General features: G+C 38.2%; 19 protein-coding genes. 5 read left to right on the forward strand and 14 right to left on the reverse strand.

Translation table 11 applies throughout. The annotated features are described in order from the left end of the window. Positions 1-6: 6 nt before the first annotated feature. The 6 genes from FC748_RS12915 to FC748_RS12940 form a co-directional block, all read right to left on the reverse strand. Positions 7-402 carry a DUF3397 domain-containing protein gene (locus FC748_RS12915; RefSeq protein ID WP_024362150.1) on the reverse strand — a complete coding sequence of 132 codons (396 nt, stop codon included), beginning with the start codon at positions 400-402 and terminating at the stop codon, positions 7-9. Then, positions 399-1,301: a ketopantoate reductase family protein gene (locus FC748_RS12920; RefSeq protein ID WP_108029491.1), complete on the reverse strand. Its 903-nt coding sequence runs from the start codon at positions 1,299-1,301 to the stop codon at positions 399-401. The genes FC748_RS12915 and FC748_RS12920 overlap by 4 nt, the downstream gene beginning before the upstream one ends. A gap of 375 nt (positions 1,302-1,676) precedes the next feature. Beyond that, complete coding sequence (locus FC748_RS12925; RefSeq protein WP_024362152.1) at positions 1,677-2,054, reverse strand: transcriptional regulator; 378 nt, start codon at positions 2,052-2,054, stop codon at positions 1,677-1,679. Positions 2,055-2,164: 110 nt separating this feature from the next. Continuing rightward, positions 2,165-2,932: an enoyl-CoA hydratase/isomerase family protein gene (locus FC748_RS12930; RefSeq protein ID WP_108029490.1), complete on the reverse strand. Its 768-nt coding sequence runs from the start codon at positions 2,930-2,932 to the stop codon at positions 2,165-2,167. Between the two features lie 279 nt (positions 2,933-3,211). Further along, a complete protein-coding gene (gene rpmF / locus FC748_RS12935) occupies positions 3,212-3,385 on the reverse strand; it encodes a 50S ribosomal protein L32 (RefSeq protein WP_010858320.1) in 174 nt (57 codons plus the stop codon). A gap of 24 nt (positions 3,386-3,409) precedes the next feature. Next, complete coding sequence (locus FC748_RS12940; RefSeq protein WP_024362154.1) at positions 3,410-3,943, reverse strand: YceD family protein; 534 nt, start codon at positions 3,941-3,943, stop codon at positions 3,410-3,412. A 258-nt stretch (positions 3,944-4,201) separates the two neighbouring features. Here FC748_RS12940 and FC748_RS12945 point away from each other — a divergent pair, with 258 nt between their 5' ends. Then, the gene (locus FC748_RS12945) at positions 4,202-5,413 is read left to right on the forward strand and encodes a nucleotidyltransferase (protein ID WP_108029489.1); all 1,212 of its coding nucleotides are present in this window, start codon (positions 4,202-4,204) and stop codon (positions 5,411-5,413) included. Positions 5,414-5,749: 336 nt separating this feature from the next. On the opposite strand, the gene FC748_RS12950 is transcribed toward FC748_RS12945, so the two are convergent. Further along, the gene (locus FC748_RS12950) at positions 5,750-6,796 is read right to left on the reverse strand and encodes a SepM family pheromone-processing serine protease (RefSeq protein ID WP_108029488.1); all 1,047 of its coding nucleotides are present in this window, start codon (positions 6,794-6,796) and stop codon (positions 5,750-5,752) included. A 119-nt stretch (positions 6,797-6,915) separates the two neighbouring features. On the opposite strand from FC748_RS12950, the gene FC748_RS12955 reads away from it, so the two are divergent. Further along, positions 6,916-7,815 (forward strand): hypothetical protein, encoded by a 900-nt coding sequence (locus FC748_RS12955; protein WP_227665412.1) that lies wholly within the window; start codon positions 6,916-6,918, stop codon positions 7,813-7,815. A 116-nt stretch (positions 7,816-7,931) separates the two neighbouring features. Here FC748_RS12955 and coaD read toward each other — a convergent pair whose 3' ends face one another. The 3 genes from coaD to FC748_RS12970 form a co-directional block, all read right to left on the reverse strand. Beyond that, positions 7,932-8,420, reverse strand: a complete 489-nt coding sequence (gene coaD, locus FC748_RS12960) for a pantetheine-phosphate adenylyltransferase (RefSeq protein ID WP_024362158.1) — start codon at positions 8,418-8,420, stop codon at positions 7,932-7,934. A 1-nt stretch (position 8,421) separates the two neighbouring features. Further along, a complete protein-coding gene (gene rsmD, locus FC748_RS12965; RefSeq protein ID WP_024362159.1) occupies positions 8,422-8,988 on the reverse strand; it encodes a 16S rRNA (guanine(966)-N(2))-methyltransferase RsmD in 567 nt (188 codons plus the stop codon). A 75-nt stretch (positions 8,989-9,063) separates the two neighbouring features. Further along, entirely contained in the window at positions 9,064-10,488 is a 1,425-nt protein-coding gene (locus tag FC748_RS12970; RefSeq protein ID WP_107895669.1) for an RNA polymerase II, read from the reverse strand. Positions 10,489-10,544: 56 nt separating this feature from the next. Here FC748_RS12970 and FC748_RS12975 point away from each other — a divergent pair, with 56 nt between their 5' ends. Beyond that, the gene (locus FC748_RS12975; RefSeq protein WP_024362161.1) at positions 10,545-10,934 is read left to right on the forward strand and encodes a DUF7147 family protein; all 390 of its coding nucleotides are present in this window, start codon (positions 10,545-10,547) and stop codon (positions 10,932-10,934) included. A 2-nt stretch (positions 10,935-10,936) separates the two neighbouring features. Here FC748_RS12975 and FC748_RS12980 read toward each other — a convergent pair whose 3' ends face one another. Beyond that, positions 10,937-11,209, reverse strand: a complete 273-nt coding sequence (locus tag FC748_RS12980) for a YlbG family protein (protein WP_024362162.1) — start codon at positions 11,207-11,209, stop codon at positions 10,937-10,939. Positions 11,210-11,434: 225 nt separating this feature from the next. Between FC748_RS12980 and FC748_RS12985 the strand changes: the two genes are divergently transcribed. After that, positions 11,435-12,340: a glycerophosphodiester phosphodiesterase family protein gene (locus FC748_RS12985; RefSeq protein WP_024362163.1), complete on the forward strand. Its 906-nt coding sequence runs from the start codon at positions 11,435-11,437 to the stop codon at positions 12,338-12,340. A 280-nt stretch (positions 12,341-12,620) separates the two neighbouring features. Here the strand turns inward: FC748_RS12985 and FC748_RS12990 are convergent, their stop codons facing one another. Both FC748_RS12990 and FC748_RS12995 read right to left on the reverse strand, forming a co-directional pair. Then, positions 12,621-13,673 (reverse strand): tartrate dehydrogenase, encoded by a 1,053-nt coding sequence (locus tag FC748_RS12990; RefSeq protein WP_024362164.1) that lies wholly within the window; start codon positions 13,671-13,673, stop codon positions 12,621-12,623. A gap of 283 nt (positions 13,674-13,956) precedes the next feature. Then, positions 13,957-14,403: a YlbF/YmcA family competence regulator gene (locus FC748_RS12995; RefSeq protein WP_024362165.1), complete on the reverse strand. Its 447-nt coding sequence runs from the start codon at positions 14,401-14,403 to the stop codon at positions 13,957-13,959. 86 nt (positions 14,404-14,489) lie between these two features. Here FC748_RS12995 and FC748_RS13000 point away from each other — a divergent pair, with 86 nt between their 5' ends. Next, entirely contained in the window at positions 14,490-14,993 is a 504-nt protein-coding gene (locus FC748_RS13000; protein WP_025218745.1) for a PaaI family thioesterase, read from the forward strand. On the opposite strand, the gene FC748_RS13005 is transcribed toward FC748_RS13000, so the two are convergent. Further along, on the reverse strand, positions 14,971-16,443 hold the full coding sequence (locus tag FC748_RS13005) for a UDP-N-acetylmuramoyl-L-alanyl-D-glutamate--2,6-diaminopimelate ligase (RefSeq protein WP_024362167.1): 1,473 nt from the start codon (positions 16,441-16,443) through the stop codon (positions 14,971-14,973). The genes FC748_RS13000 and FC748_RS13005 overlap by 23 nt on opposite strands. Positions 16,444-16,625: the final 182 nt, after the last annotated feature.

Genomic DNA, 16,625 nt, shown 5'->3' on the forward strand with positions numbered 1-16,625 from the left:
AAATGCTTATACAGATTGTAAATATTCTACAACAGATTGAATCATACCGACTAGACAAATTAAAAGATACGCTGTACTAAGTACTAAAAATAAAAAACGCCAAATTTTTCGCAATAGTGGCCTCACTTCAATTTCCTTTTTCGTACGCCAATCAACATATGTAAAAACAATCGCTAGCACAATTGCTAGCATGACTAAAAGAGCTCCCACATTCACACCCCACAGCGCACCAATTGCCAATGGCACAGAAAAAAACAGCCAAAACGTCGTGACATCTGATGCGGCACCAAATGCATGAGTGCCTCTAATATTAACCTTTCGACTAACAGCATAGACAATTACAAATAACAGAATTGGACAAAAAATAATAACACTTATGACTATATGTAAAATATCTTTCAATATTGTTCACCGCTCTCTTCCATCGCTAGAACTTGGTGATATAAAGTTCGCAAAGTAGGTAAAGAATAACCGTTTGCTGAAGCTTTTTGTAAAACTGCCCCTACAATCGTGTCAACTTCGCTTTTTCTACCCTGCATGCGATCAGCTAGCATCGAGGATGTATTCTTCCCTGTTTTTTCACACAAAGTTATTACTGCTGAAAATGGAATTGTCTGTTGCATGTCTACAAAGGCCTCTGCTAACTCTTGATATATGGTATGCATTAAAAAGAACGCATGCTTATTTGTTAATAACTCACCGTTCTTTATTTGCAATATAGCCGTTAATGGATTAATCAGACAGTTCAATACAGCTTTTTCAAAAAGCATTTGTTCGGCATTTTCAACCATTTCTATTGGGCATAAAGGATTTTGCATCTGTAGCAACTGATGAAATATTCCATCGTTCCCACGCGCTATCCCTATTTTACATAGACCCATCCCTCTATGCTGGACTGTAGTTAAATTAATTATTTGGGCACCAAAAGAAACCGAGCAAAAGGCTATCGTTTGCTGCGGTAAACGTAAAGCTTCATCGAAATGTGCTAAACCATTTTGCACAAATAGCAATGGCACTTCCTTTGGAACATCTAATAATTGTTTATAAATTTTTTGTAGTTGCCGATATTTAACTGCTATTATAATCAAATCGGGTTTCGATATCGTCTTCAACTCTACTGTAGAAGCAATTTGATGCACTGTCTGCGTTCCATCTAACTGAACCCTCGTTAAGCGCTTTAATTGAAGTTCATGTGCTTGTTCCTGTCTTCTCACCACTAACGTTACGTGCATATGAGCTTCTGCCAGGAAACTAGCCATTAGCTGGCCTACTGCTCCAGCTCCAATAACTACTACATTCACAATGTTCGCCACCTCCACTTAATGAAAAGAGGCTATCTAACAGTAAAAGCAAACTTTTAAACAGCCTAAATTGACAAAGCCAATCAACACTTTTCCAACATTTACTACACTCGTCCTATCATAACACAATCATTACTTTGCCTTACGCTATAGAAGGAGGTGCCTCAGAAATACCTCTGAGACACCTCCTTTGCAGGTGTTTCTATTATACAAGATTGGTTGGTAATTACGATACAATAATGGTTGTTTTCATACAATGAAGGTAAACATATAGTCAACATTTGCGTTTACACCTTGATTTCTTTAGCTTCATTTTCTTATAAGCACTGTCGCTAATCAGCCATCTCTACTAATAGGCATTTTTCTTTCAAAATGTTAATCTTTCATTAACGAATAACCTTGCTGTAACCATTTCACTAGCTTTTCATGCTCGTTTTGTAATTCACGATGTTTAATTTCAAGATTTTGATAAGCTTCCGTTAATTCATCAAAACTCGTTAACGCTAATTTTAAATGGCTTCGCATAGATTGTTGAGGTTGATTGCGAACAGCTAAAAGCGATTGACTATATTGCCCACGTAATGTTTTATTCCAACGAAAACCACATGCTTGTTTTGTACGTCCAAGCTCATTAGCAGCCATTTCAAATGCCTCTAACTGCGTTTTACCGTTTTGCACATTATGCAAGACAATTTCTGCTAATCTTTCATCGTCTTCCTTTGTCCATTGATCTTTTCTTTTTTTCAGTTCCATAATCTATCACCCTCACATTTTTTACTACTATATGCGTTACCAGGCAAAATAGAATCACAGGACGAAAAAAGACAGTGATTATGTTTCGAGCTAATCACTGCCACTATACACTACTTACTGTTCTTTTTTGTTAGAAAATTATTAACTGCCTCGTGATGCGCTTCACTTTCCCATAATTTTGCACATGTGCGAACTTCCTCCATAACGCGCTCATACATATTACACTCTCGCCATTTACGAAGTTCAATTTCTTTATACGCTTTGTGCACGGAAGGATGTATTTTGCGCATATGTTCAATAAACTCATTCAAAGCAAGTTCCTTCGATCCTTCAAATACACGCATTGCCCAACCAATCTCATATAGTAAATCAGCCGGATATGGCTTTGCATCCACTAGCATCTTCATTGCGCGGTCATGGCGTAAACCTCGTTCAAATAAGTAGGTTCCACCACCCCAGCCACTTGTAATTGCTAATGTTCCTTGAATAAAGCCACATTTAGCATGGCTAGCCACTAAACGAAAATCACAAGCAGTGGCAATCTCGCAGCCACCGCCTACAGCAGTCCCATTAATCAGTGCTATCGTCGGTACTGGTAATGTAGCAAGATCATATAAGATTTCCCCCATCTTACTTAACATTCCAAAGGCTTCATCTTCAGTTTCAAGAGAATGAAATTCTGATAAATCCCCTCCTGAACAAAAAGATTTTTCCCCCGCTCCTGTCACGACTAAAAAACGCACATCGTCATGATTTTGTATATATGTAATTACTTCTCGAAGACCATTCATTACCTCATCATTCACAGCATTACGCTTTTCTTCACGGTTTATGGTAAATGTCATGATCCCATCTTGATTATCAATACTATAAGCCACTATAGTTCCCCCTTTGTCCCCATCCATTATACGTCAGCTAAATCGGAGCCCACTTGAAAAGACCCCCTGAAAATGTATAACGTTTGCTAATACCTTATCACTTATTCAGCAATCGTTCGAAACCTCACTGAAGCAAGCTAAATAAATTGTATCACACTATTGTTATAGCACTATATAAATTTAAAATATTTATGAAAAATTCTGTTATTTCAAGCAAACAAAAAGGCTAGTAAAGAGCCATGGTCTCTTTACTAGCCTTTTAAGTGAGCAAACACTGTATTATTTGCTTACTACTTCTTTACCTTTGTATTGTCCGCAAGCTTTGCAAACACGGTGTGATAATTTTGCTTCACCACAGTTTGGGCAAGCTACCATACCAGGTACAGATAGTTTGAAATGCGTACGACGCTTTCTTTTTGCAGTTTTAGAAGTTCTTCTAAATGGTACAGCCATTGATGGCACCTCCTTACAGATCGTCTATTCGTCTGTTTGATCAAAATACTTAGCTAAAGCAGCTAGTCTTGGATCCACTTTTGGTTCGTCAGTTTTTTTGTGAAGCGCCACGTCTTCATCTGTTGCGTAAGACCAATTTTTACCACCTTGCACTTGTCCTTCGGTATTCTCTTTGAATACTTGCAATGGTACCTCAAGAAGCACTAGCTCCTCAATAACTGGCTTCATGTCGATTACTTCACCATCAAGATAGTGAATATCACCGTCATCTTCCCCTCTTTTTTCTTCGTCAATCCAGCTGAATATTTCAACTGTCTCAACTTCGATAGGAAACTCAACATCTTCCCATGTGCGAGCACAAGGTAGTGTTAACGTTGCTGTCACAGTTAGCTGACAAGTCATTTGCGATGCACCGAATGTACATAGCCCTTTTACATGAACGGGCGAAATTGCTCGAATATCCTGGTTTCGCTCCATCACCTCATCCAATTGGACATAGGTATCGATCGGCATTCCGTCTTGACGGTATTTAGATAATTGATGAATTGACCATTTCATTCGTTTAATCACCTCGAGACAACACTGTTGATTATATAATGTGTAAAAATAGATGTCAAGATAATTTCTTGTCACCACTCGAAAACCCACCTATAATTAAGTACATCTAATTTGTATTTAGCCTCTTGTCGTAACCGACAGTAAATCATCAGTAGCTATAAGCAAAATTTCAGATAGAGGCACTGTAACACTATTTGTAGCATCTTGACTGGTCAAAATCAAGATGCGAGAAAAATATAAATAAAGGGGGTTTTACATGTGAAAGCAGTCGGCATTGTTGTTGAATACAATCCTTTTCATAATGGACATGCTTATCATTTGGAACAGGCAAAAAAAGTAGCGCAAGCGGATATAGCAATCGCTGTGATGAGCGGGACATTTTTGCAGCGCGGTGAACCTGCCATGGTAGATAAATGGACACGTACAAAAATGGCACTCGCTAGCGGTGTGGATATTGTTATTGAGCTACCGTATGTCTATAGTACCGCACCTGCAACTGATTTCGCAAAGGGGGCGATTTCATTATTGTCGGCAATCCGCTGTGATGCATTTGCCTTTGGTAGTGAAGATGGTTCCATCCAGCCCTTTTTGAACACCTATCAGTTAATTTCGCAACACCGTACTGAATACAACTCGCTTATTAAAGAAAGTGTGCAAACAGGTGTTAGCTATCCTAAAAGCTTACATTACGCCTATGAACAGCTTTCTCAAAAGTTCCCTGCACCATACATTGATTTAGCACAACCGAACAACATACTCGGATTCCATTATATTGAAGCAGCTATGATGTTAGGGAGCAAAATTAAGCCTTTAACCATTCCTCGTATAGCAGCAGGATATCACGATGCACTACAGGAAGGGGCATCGATAGCAAGCGCAACTGGAATTCGCAAAGCGCTCGCTTCGACAGGATCTTTACAAAGTGTGCAAGAAGTACTGCCGGATGCATCTTTTCATTATTTACAAGATTGGATTTTACAATACAAGAAATTCGCTAGTTGGGAGGCTTTTTGGCCGCTCCTACAGTTTACCCTTATAAGACATAGTGCAAGCGAGTTAACACGCTATGCAGAAGTTACAGAAGGTATTGAACATGCGCTACTAAAAGCAGCTAAAACAAGTAACTCCTTTAGTAGTTTTATGGAGAAAATTAAATCTAAACGCTATACATGGACACGTCTACAACGCATGCTAACACATATTTATACTGGTTTTACAAAAGAGCAACTAAAAAGCTTTCAAGCGCCTTCAACAATTCGCTTACTCGGTATGAGTACAAAAGGGCAAGCTTACTTAGGCGTACATAAAAAGGATTTCACATTGCCTTTAATAAGCCGAGTTGCCTCTACGAATGATGCGATGCTAGCAGTAGATATACATGCTGCTGAAGTTTATAGTTCTAGTATTGAACTAGGCTCACAGCAGGCTACATTACCAAAAGATTATCAAATGCCGCCGATACGATTTTAACGAGACGGCCTAACTTATCAATATTGATAGCTACTACCGTGGGAGAGGACACCTTAAGCTCCTTGGAAGGGGCTGGAGTATCACTTTTTATATAATAATAAGGTCATCTGTCATTATTACGCTAATGCCCTTTAATGCGCGCCCTAGTTGCTGATAGCTTAAGACAATGACTTCTGCGAGAACAGCACATAATATTAGACGCAACAGCGACAGTTACGGCTATCCTATGCCAAGCTGATAGCATCGTCGTTGCGGACATCGACAACATAGTAAAAAGTGTTAGATTGATTGTCAGCAATCTAACACTTTTTCAGTTTGACAAGTTAAAATATCACATTATTTTGGTGCTAGCTGTTTTAAAAAAGCAATCGCATCATCGACTGTTTTCACAGGGACAATTTTCATTTTCGTCCCAATTTCTTTAGCCGTTTTGACAGCCGTCGTATAGTTCGATTCTAACTCTGGATATTTCGCTTTCATTTCAGGTGTAATTTCATCATCAGGTGCAAAAAATATTTCCATACCGTCACGATCGGCTGCAATAATTTTGTAGTCAATACCACCAATACGCCCAACAGAACCATCGATTAACATTTCACCAGTTCCAGCCACAGCATAGCCTTTTGTTAAATCCTCATCGATTAATTGATTTAATATTTCTAGTGTAAACATAAGCCCCGCGGAAGGTCCGCCAATATCTTCGGTTTTCATCGTAACATTTGGATTAGTTTCAATCGATTTACTCTCCGCATAAGTAATCCCTAACCCAGCTCGCTTTTCCTCTGCTTGCGGAATTTCTTTCAAGGCAATGGTTTCTTGTTGTTCCTTTTTATCGCGTAAAAACTGAATCGTCACTTTATCGCCGAGTTGTTTTTTGGATAAAAGCTCCACAAGCATTTGTTGATTCGTAATTTCGATACCATCCACTTTCGTTATTTCATCCCCAGCTTTTAATAATCCATCTGAAGCGCCACCATCTAAAACATTTAATACAAATACGCCATTGAAATGTATTTTCGCCTCTAGGCCCGCTCTTTGAAAAGCTACATATTTTGCATTGAATTGAGAATCTGACATTAATTTCAGTTGACGAACATTATATTCTTCGTCATCCTCTAATGGATTTCTTACTTGTTTAATATCCATTATTTTTTCATATTTTTGTGTTTTCGCCCAGAGATACGAAAACGGTGTAGCTTGTTGCATAGCAACTGTCATTAAACTCATCGAACCCGCCTCATCAGAATGATTATTGGCGACAGTGACAAATTTACTAACATCGTATGCACTTCCAGGCTTCATAATATACGCGTCTAGTCGGTATAACATAAAAAAACAAAGCGCGACTAAAAACACTGCATAAAGACCAATTTTTTTCTTCATCGAATGGACACCTCCTAAGACGCACGCAAAACTATTAGTTCATGTTTTTGCCTTTTTTACATATATTGATTTTAGCATTTGCCTATGTGAATGACAAAAAGTTGAAACGAGATGATATCATGTTTGCGACAATTCAAATAGCGCTCTGCATACTTCTTATCCTATTACTCTTGTTGTTCCCACAAACTGCTCATAGTGGTACCGATTTAGGATTAAATCTTTTTATGGAGGCGTTATTCCCTTATTTATTGCCTTATCTTATTTTAACGCAATGGTTACTTCGTTTAACCGCTCCTATGCGTGCAAAAACAAAACGAATTTCTCTATACGTACAAGCCTATCTTATTAGCGCACTTGGTGGATACCCGACAGGAGCCACAACTATTGTCTATTTAAAAAATAGTGGACAATTACACTTAAAAGAGGCGAACTTTTTACTTGCCGTTTGTCATGCCCCAAGCCCTCTTTTCGTACTAGGTTTTGTCAGCCTTGATTTATTAAACAGTAATACGTTTGGTTGGCTGTTTTTATGTTTACTACATAGTTTTAATATTTGTTGCTTAGTAGTTGGTTATTTTTTATTTCGTAAAACCGACCCTCCTACCATTTCTGTACACAATACCGTCTTATATACAGCCCCATTTTCAGAGAGCATAAAAGAAACGGCACCAACCATTCTATTAGTTGGCACAACCATCATTTTTTTCACAACCATTCAAACCATATTACAACAAGGATTAGATAAAATGTTACCTGCTATTCCACAAACAGTTGAGCTTGCTATCGCCGCGATTCTTGAAGTAACAAACGGATTAAAAATGACAGTTACTGAGTTTTCTGATTTCCCGTATTTATCATTACTCGTTGTCATAATGTTGACAATGCAAAGCATAAGTATTCATTTGCAAATTTTTGTTATTGCAAAATCAGCCAAACTTTCTGTCAGACCTTACATCAAATTTCGCCTTCTTAGCATAATCATTGTGCCAACAATTTATGCTGCTTTTTTCTTACTATAGTGCCAGTCACCCAAACAATTCTGAATTTTCCTTGCTTAAGCCGCGTAAAATGGTTGTATATAAAAAAGACTATAGAATGGACTCGAATTTTTTCAAGTCCGTCTATAGTCTACAGATTATTTAGCAAAACCATATTTTTCCTTTAAAGCTCGTTCAACACAAGCTGGAACCAACTCACGGACATCGCTTCCGTATTTCGCTACCTCTTTAACAATGCTAGAGCTTAAGAACGAATATTGATTTTTTGTCATAATAAAAAATGTTTCAATCGTTTCATCTAGAAAACGGTTCATCGAAGTAATTTGCATTTCGTATTCAAAATCCGAAACTGCTCGTAATCCACGAACAATGGCTTTCGCATTCTTTTCTTTTGCATAGTCAATCAGAAGACCAGAAGAACTCTCGATTCTGACATTCGGCAAGTCCTTTGTAACTTCCGCCATTAATGACATCCGTTCATCTACAGAAAATAATGGATGCTTGGATGAATTGTTTAACACTGCCACATAAACCACATCAAAAACATCTGCAGCACGCTTGATAATATCTAAATGACCAAATGTAACAGGATCAAAACTTCCAGGAACAACAGCAACTTTCTCCAACTTACTCTCCCTCTTCCCCAGCACAACGATAAACCGAAATAATCGTTCCGCCATATGTTTCTTGTCTCTGTAATAGAAAAGCACCAAAGCTAGAAGGCAATTCTACCTCTTTTGCATGTTCACATAAAATAATACCATTGCGTTGTACTTTATCATGCTCGACAAGCACCTGTACTAAATCATAGTATTCTTTATGATGATAAGGCGGATCTAAAAATACAAGATTAAATGTAATATCACGCTTTAACAGCGCTTTCACAGCACGCTTTGCATCAATGCGAAAAAGCTCTGAACAATCTTCATAACGACACTTCTTGATATTTTCCTGTAATACCTGATAGGCTTTTACGTCTTTTTCAATGAAGACAGCATGTTCTACACCTCGACTAAGCGATTCAATTCCTAAACCGCCACTTCCAGCAAATAAATCGAGTGCTGTCCCTCCATCAAAAAAGGGACCGATTATATTAAAGATGGATTCTTTTACCTTGTCTGTTGTAGGTCTTGTTGTACTCCCCGCAACAGCCTTTAGGGGCATTCCTTTGCGTTCTCCTGCTACTACTCTCATAGATGTAATTCACCGTACTTTCTGCTACATATAGAAAGCATTTTTGCAGCGAAAGACATCCTCCGCTGCAAAAAATTATTCTTGTTCTTGTGTTAACACTTGAATACGACCATCACTTTTTTGTAGTTCTACTAAAAATAGACGTTGTAACCAAGCTTCTTCTACATAATAATGATCCACAATTTTTATAATTGGATCAGAGATTGTGGAATATCTACGTTGATTGAACACGTAAAATCCAGATTCTTTTGGGAAACGGAATGTTCGATTATCACTATTTACATAATAGCCGTTTTTCCCTTCACTAGCTGTATAACCTAGGTATGGTAGCAATGTATCAGCACTGTATAATACTTGACCCTCATATAAAATAACATGAACATCTTTTTTAATTGTGCCATCTACATAAATACTACGCTCATCTTCCAATAATAATGGATACGTACCATTTTCTTGGCTTGCATTCAATTGGAAATACGAAGTTTTTGCATTCAATACCGTTGATAATAGCTTGTCCATTGAAACCGGCGATATCGGCTCTTGTCCAAGATTGTGCATCGCATCTTTCCATGCCACCTGTTGATCTGACGTCATGTACTCTTTTAATGTCTTCACAATTGCCTTTGACTTATCTGAGCCAATTGAATCCTTCACTAAATAGGATGCCACAACTTCCGCTAACCATGCCGGTGAATTTTCAAATGTATATTGCGATTGAATTTGCGAAAGAATCACTTCCTGCTCCACCGCTTGAGGTGTTAGCGTCGGTAAAAATAATAAACGTTCATCATGTTGGGCAACAGGATTTTTCTCTTGAATAATCGCTATGTGCTCATCATTTAAAAACTTGATATTTTCAAGTGATTTTAAGAAATCGTTTGAAATTGCCTGCTGTGCATAAATTGTTAAAACAGGCGTCTGTTCTTGTGCCTTTAAATTACCAGCCTGCCAATAAATATCACTCACTGCACCGTTTCCACTAAACATCGTATAGTTAACAAGTGATAATTGTTGCTGACCTACTAAAGGTAAACCTGTAATCCATTGACCAACAGTTTTACTATCTGTTGAAATATGAATGACAGAATAAGATACTTCGCCATTCGTTAAAGTAGCAAATACATTTTGAAGAAGCATTTTGTCTTTCAGTCCGCCCTCAATAGGGATTATGTATGAAACAGATTGTGATTTTGTTTCGCCTTTAGCAAAATAGGATGCTTCCTCCGATAAACGTTTACAACTATTTTCATTCTCGATAAAACATGTTGGGTTTGTTGCATCGTCCGGCCATTTAATTTTCACCTTTTGATTTGGTAAATTTTTAAAATGATGACGAATATCAAGACTATTTTCACGATACACAATCTCAATTTCTTGCGAATAGTGGAATGGACCACCGTTTCCTGATTCTAAATCAGAAGAATATGCCTGATATTGGAAAAACAACACACCTGTAACGACTAATACTAAAATTGTAAAGAAACTCATTGCAAATTTCATGTGCTTGACCTCCCGCAGCATGATACTATGTGTATTGGAAAGGATGTGCAATATATATGCCACAACAATTTATAGAATTAGGAGAAGGCTATGGCGATGTTTATGAACTACTTGAAATTATTAAAACAAATCAAGGTCGCTTTCACCAAGCCTTTATACTAACGTCTACAAAAGAAGATAAAAAGGTTGCTTCTTTAGCTATTGCTTTAAAACCAGTCGGAGAAAGTAAATTCATGCCGATTTATATTTGTCGCGAAGGAATTCCATTTCAAGAGGACAAGCCTTCAAAGCGTCAAATCATGTTCGAAGAAAGTATTGAACAACTGGGTCGAAAAGCGGTTGTTGTAGAAATAAAGCACTCATCTATATTTTCGGAGCCAAAACTATTTTATCAATACTTAATTGGAATAATGAGACTACATCACTATATCCCAGCATTAAATTAATGTTATAGGCCCGTTTTATAGTCATATTCCTTCGCTTTATCCGGCTTTGCATTTTCGAACTCAGTTTTAACGAAGGGACGATAAGATTCCACAACGTCTTTCACAAATGGAAGGCGTTGTAATTTTATTGTCATCATTTCAATGTCCTCTCGATCGCAATACAGTACTACATATTTTTGCTTACGAGAAATGTAATGAACATGACCATATTTTCGAAGTGATTTCGCATGTTTTAATTGATGGACGTAAACGATTAGCCCTTGTCGTTCGTTCATATAGTTTTCCCTCATTTCTTACATAAAAGCATACCATAGACCGGAAAATGATAGCAACAGAGTTTAGCTGACAGAACGCTCATTTTTCCGTTATAATGGAAAAGCATAGCGCGTTTATCGACAGATTTACATTCTCTCATGCTAGATAAAAGTGCTTTAGCTAAAACATTGCAAGTGAATTCGCCAGCACCTTTTATATTAATTTGATTGTTAAGGAGGACGAATATGGGTAAGAAAACGAAGATAGCTATTGCAATAGCAGCAGCCAGCGCAGCTGCTTGGGCAGGTAGTAAAGCTATTTCTAAACCTCAACAGCGTGAAGGGAAACAAGCATTACAATTTGATCGCCCGATTATTTTGGCACATCGCGGCGGAGCACATTTAGAACCCGAGCATACAATGCTTGCTTTTGAAAAATCGGCACAACTAGGTGTAGACGGCTTTGAAATAGACATTCGCTTAACAAAAGACGAAGAAATTATCGTCTTCCATGATGCTACCGTAGACCGTACAACTGAAGGTTATGGTGCAGTATCAGAAATGACATTAGAAGAAATAAACGCATTAAATCATGGTTATCAGTTCGAGAATTTAGCAGGCGAATATCCTTATCGGGATACAAAAGTTGACGTTGTTACATTACGTGAACTGCTAGAAAGCTATCCAAATATGTTAATCAATATTGATATTAAAGATGCACCAGATACGTATGAAGGTAGTTTAATGCCTTCAAAACTATGGCGATTAATAGAAGAATTAGGCGTAGAGAATCGAGTTGTTGTCACTAGCTTTTATGGTGAACAGATTGACCGTTTTAATTTATATGCACAAAATCAAGTCGCACTTGGCGCAGGTGAGTCTGATGTTCGTAAAGCATTCGCTTCATTCTCAAGTCAATTCGGACATTTATATCATCCAAAAGTAGATGTATTCCAAATTCCTCCAAAGTCAGGTGTCGTGTCACTCGATTCACCAAAGTTTATTCAGTTTTTAAACAACTTAAATATTCCAGTTCATTATTGGACAATTAACGATTTAGTGACTATGAATAAATTAATCCATAACGGCGCAAAAGGTATTATTACCGATCGCCCTGATATCGCAGTTGAATTACTAGTACAACATGACTAAAGACAAAAAGAGTCTAGGACAAAAGAGAAAAGGTGTTAGATTGATGGCAGTCAATCTAACACCTTTTTTGCTGCGCCGTTGTTGTCCGCTTCGACTGTGCTTTCCGCTCAGCACAGTAAGCTGCAATCCTCGCTAACGCGCAAAATGCCAGCGTCTTACGCTGTGTGCGTTCTGAGCAGGAGTCACCGCCTCCGTTACCAACAACTAGATAGCTAAGTTCTCCATATAGCAAAAATTTATGAACACCTTTCCTCTGTTCCTTAAATTTTTTTAGTTACGCTTATGATAACTGATTTAAAATTGCATCCGTTACCTCTCTCATTGTAGCCGTTCCTCCTAAATCTCCCGTTTTTATGCCTTGAGCTAAAGTAGCTTCCATTGCATTTAACACCTTACTGCCGAGTTCTTGATAGCCTAAAAAATCAAGCATCATTTTACCTGTCCATATTTGCCCAAGTGGGTTGGCAATTCCTTTTCCAGCAATATCAGGTGCAGACCCATGAACCGGTTCAAACATCGAAGGATAGTCCCGTTCAATATTTAAGTTAGCCGCCGGGGCTATGCCAATACTTCCCATAATAGCGCCACCTAAATCTGTTAAAATATCACCAAATAAATTGGAAGCAACGATTACATCAAAGTTTTCTGGTTTCATGACTAAAAAGGCAGCTAATGCATCAATATGATTAGTCGTATGTCCTATCGTTGTATAATCTTTTGCAACTTCCGCAAAAACATCATCCCAAAAAGGCATGCTGTATGTTAATCCATTCGATTTTGTCGCACTCGTTACATGCTGGCGACGTGTTTTAGCCATTTCAAAGGCATATCGCATAGCCCGTTCCGTTCCTTTTCGCGTAAAAATTGCATTTTGAATGGCGATTTCATCCTGCCCACTATGCATACGACCACCACTCTCAGAATATTCCCCTTCTGAATTTTCACGGACAACAACAAAGTCAAAGTTATTTGGATTACGCAACGGCGATGGTAAGCCCTGTAAAAGCTTTGCTGGACGGACATTAATGGACTGCTTCATTTCACGACGAATTTTAATCAGCAAGCCCCACAAAGATATATGATCTGGTACTAAATCAGGCATACCCACTGCACCTAAAAAAATTTGGTCATAGCCTCGTAATATTTCAATACCATCATCAGGCATCATTTTACCTGTCTCTAAGTAATAGTCACACCCCCAAGGAAATGTTGTCCATTCAAATTTAAAGCTTCCATCTAATTGTGCAATTTTATCTAAAACTTCTATTGCGGCAGGCACTACTTCTTTCCCTATACCATCTCCTGGTATCACAGCAATTCGATATATTTTCATTTCATTGACCCCTTTTTCCAACTTTACTTACACACTTACTATATAATTTTTCTTGCAAAAAAAATAGCGCGATGTCGTTTTGACGTACTTTTAAACTTATAGAAATAAAACATGTTGCTTTACGTTCCATGCGCCCCAATCAACCAATATCATATACAAATAAGATGATTTGCTCCCCCCTCCTAAAAAGAAGGATTCTTTTATAAATTTTCACAAAAAAAGACACAACACCTCGAGAGGTATTGTGTATAGACATGAAGCAATGTTAATTCGCACTGCTTAATTATGCTGAACAAGAGCATGAGCCACCTGTGCCACAACCGCTTCCACATGAAGAATTCGATGCAAAGAACGGATTGCTAACTGGTACTTTCACTGCTTCCGATACGGTTTTACCAATAAGCAAGCTTATTTCATCAAGCAAATCTTGAAAATCATTTTCAGCTAACTTTAATGCTGAAATCTTTTCATTTAAATCGAGTGCTCGCTTTTGCTGACGAATCGATTTCATAATTGTATGATAATCCGGATGATATTTTCCGAAACGTTGTACATCTTCGTATTGCTCCTTCATGCGACCAAATGCATAAATAGCTTCGACTAATTGCGTATCACTATAGACAGCATTATACGCGAGCTTTAGCGTATGCGCAGGTTCAGAGGAAAGAATCATTTCACAAAGCGCATCGGCCTCATCCAAAATGATTGCCCATTCAGAGGTCATCATCATTTTAATTCCCCCAATCTATTTCCCATCATAACAGATTTTATGGTAATTTTACATTATTGATATTTCTAAATAAAGGAGTTTTATAATTGGGTACATCATCTAAAGGGCAAATTGAAGAATTACTCGCTACTATTTTACAACATAGTACAGCGGAGGATGAGGAAGTATTGCTACACTTGCTCAATGGCATTCGCGATAAACAACAAGGCATACATCGACGTTATATAAATGCCGCTTTACATATGGTAGGCAACTTTAAACCCGAAGTGAGTGAAGTACGAATACCTATTACGCCCGTTATTCATAATACTATTAAAGTCCCACATGGAGGCATTATTGCAACAATCGCTGATGCAGCAATGGGAGGATTAGCTTCACGTTCTGTTGCAGAAGGCTTTAATGTTGTGACTACTAATCTAAACATTTCGTATATAGCAACCACGACCAATAAAGAGTTAATCGCACGAGGACGTTTTGTTCATAAAGGGCGACAAACGCTAGTTATGGAATGTGATATCGAGGATGAGACAGGGCGTAAACTGGCGATTGCTACCGCTACTTTCTTCGTTATTCAGCGCCGTCCGTCTTAACTTCTGAAAAATAATCTTTAATACATTGTTGGTCGGAAAAAGGGAATTTTTGATTTTTTATTTGCTGCGTTTGTTCATGCCCTTTTCCGGCAACAAGAACAATATCCCCTTTTTGTGCTTTTGCCAATGCCTGATGTATCGCTACTTTACGATCCAAAAAAATTTCATAGTATTGCTGTTCAGAGAAACCTGCAATAATACTTTCATTAATGACTATCGGGTCCTCATCACGCGGATTATCAGTCGTTAAAAAAATTACATCTGCATACTTACTTGCCACAGCCCCCATGGCAAATCGTTTTGCCTTATCTCTATTACCGCCACAACTAAATACAAGATAAATGGTCTTCTTACTATCGAAAGTTTGTAGTACAGCCTGCAATGCTTCTGCTGTATGTGCGTAGTCTACATATACATCAATACCAAGCGGGTTATCAATTCGCTCAAGTCTGCCCTCCGGAAGCTTTAGCGCCCACATATGCTCAGCAAGTTCATCAATGGAGAAACCTAGACGCCACACCGCCATTAGTGCAGCTACTGCATTTTGCACATGATATTTACCAACAAAGGGGATAGCGATGATGTGCTCACTTGCTGTCGTTTGCAGACAGATAACTGTTTTTCCAACGGATTCACTCACAATTTGGATATGTAAATCATTGTGATTGTCAAAACCGAATGAGCATGATTTTTTCTTATCGTAAATACCAACGGAACGACAGAAATTATCATCGCCATTTAACACTAATTTTTTCGATAAATCTGCTAGCCTCTTTTTGGCACGCTTATATGCTTCAAGTCCCCCATGGTCTTCTAAATGATCCTCTGATAAATTTAAAAATACACCACAGTCAATATCACAATGATCTAATCGATGCTGTTGCAAACCCATTGAGGATGCTTCTAACACAACGTGTGTCACACCTTGTCGTACACATTGTTTTAATATGGGATGTAGCTCTTTTGCTTGCAGTGTTGTTAATTGCTCATATTCAGTTTGTTGTTTTTGTCCATTAATAAAGAAGCCCACTGTTCCAATAACTGCTACATTTTTATGTACAGCTTCTAGTAATTGGCTCACAAAATGGCTCACTGTCGTTTTTCCATTTGTTCCTGTAATGGCGATAACTGATAATGCCTCTGCCGGAAAAGCGGCCAGTTTTGCACTTGCATAAGATAAAAACAATGCCGTATTGGGCACCCACACAAACGGGATATTTTGATCGTTAAATGGTATGGCAATACTTTCCTCGGATACAACGGCCGCCGCACCCCTTGCCAGTGCTTCTTTGACAAAACGACTGCCCGATGTCCTTTTCCCTTTCCGTACAATAAAGATATCTCCAGGCTTCACCGCCTGTGCATAATCCTCAACACCAGTAATTATTGTACGAATGGATCCACCGGTTACACTACATGGCCAATCTTTCAATAGCTCAGCTAATTGCAAGGTCTCTCCTCCTTTCAGTTCTCTATCATATGACGGCCTTTATAACGGTGTGACGAAAAATGCAGGTGGCTCCAAGTGCCAAAAACGGTGCAATCTTGCACGCCATAACCTAGACGAAAAAGAAAAACCATTCAATTTGAAAGTGTTAAGCACAAAAAAAGAATGTCTTGAGGTAATCAAGA

The sequence above is a fragment of the Lysinibacillus sphaericus genome, from assembly GCF_005217585.1.
In the GTDB taxonomy this organism is placed as follows: Bacteria; Bacillota; Bacilli; order Bacillales_A; family Planococcaceae; genus Lysinibacillus; species Lysinibacillus sphaericus.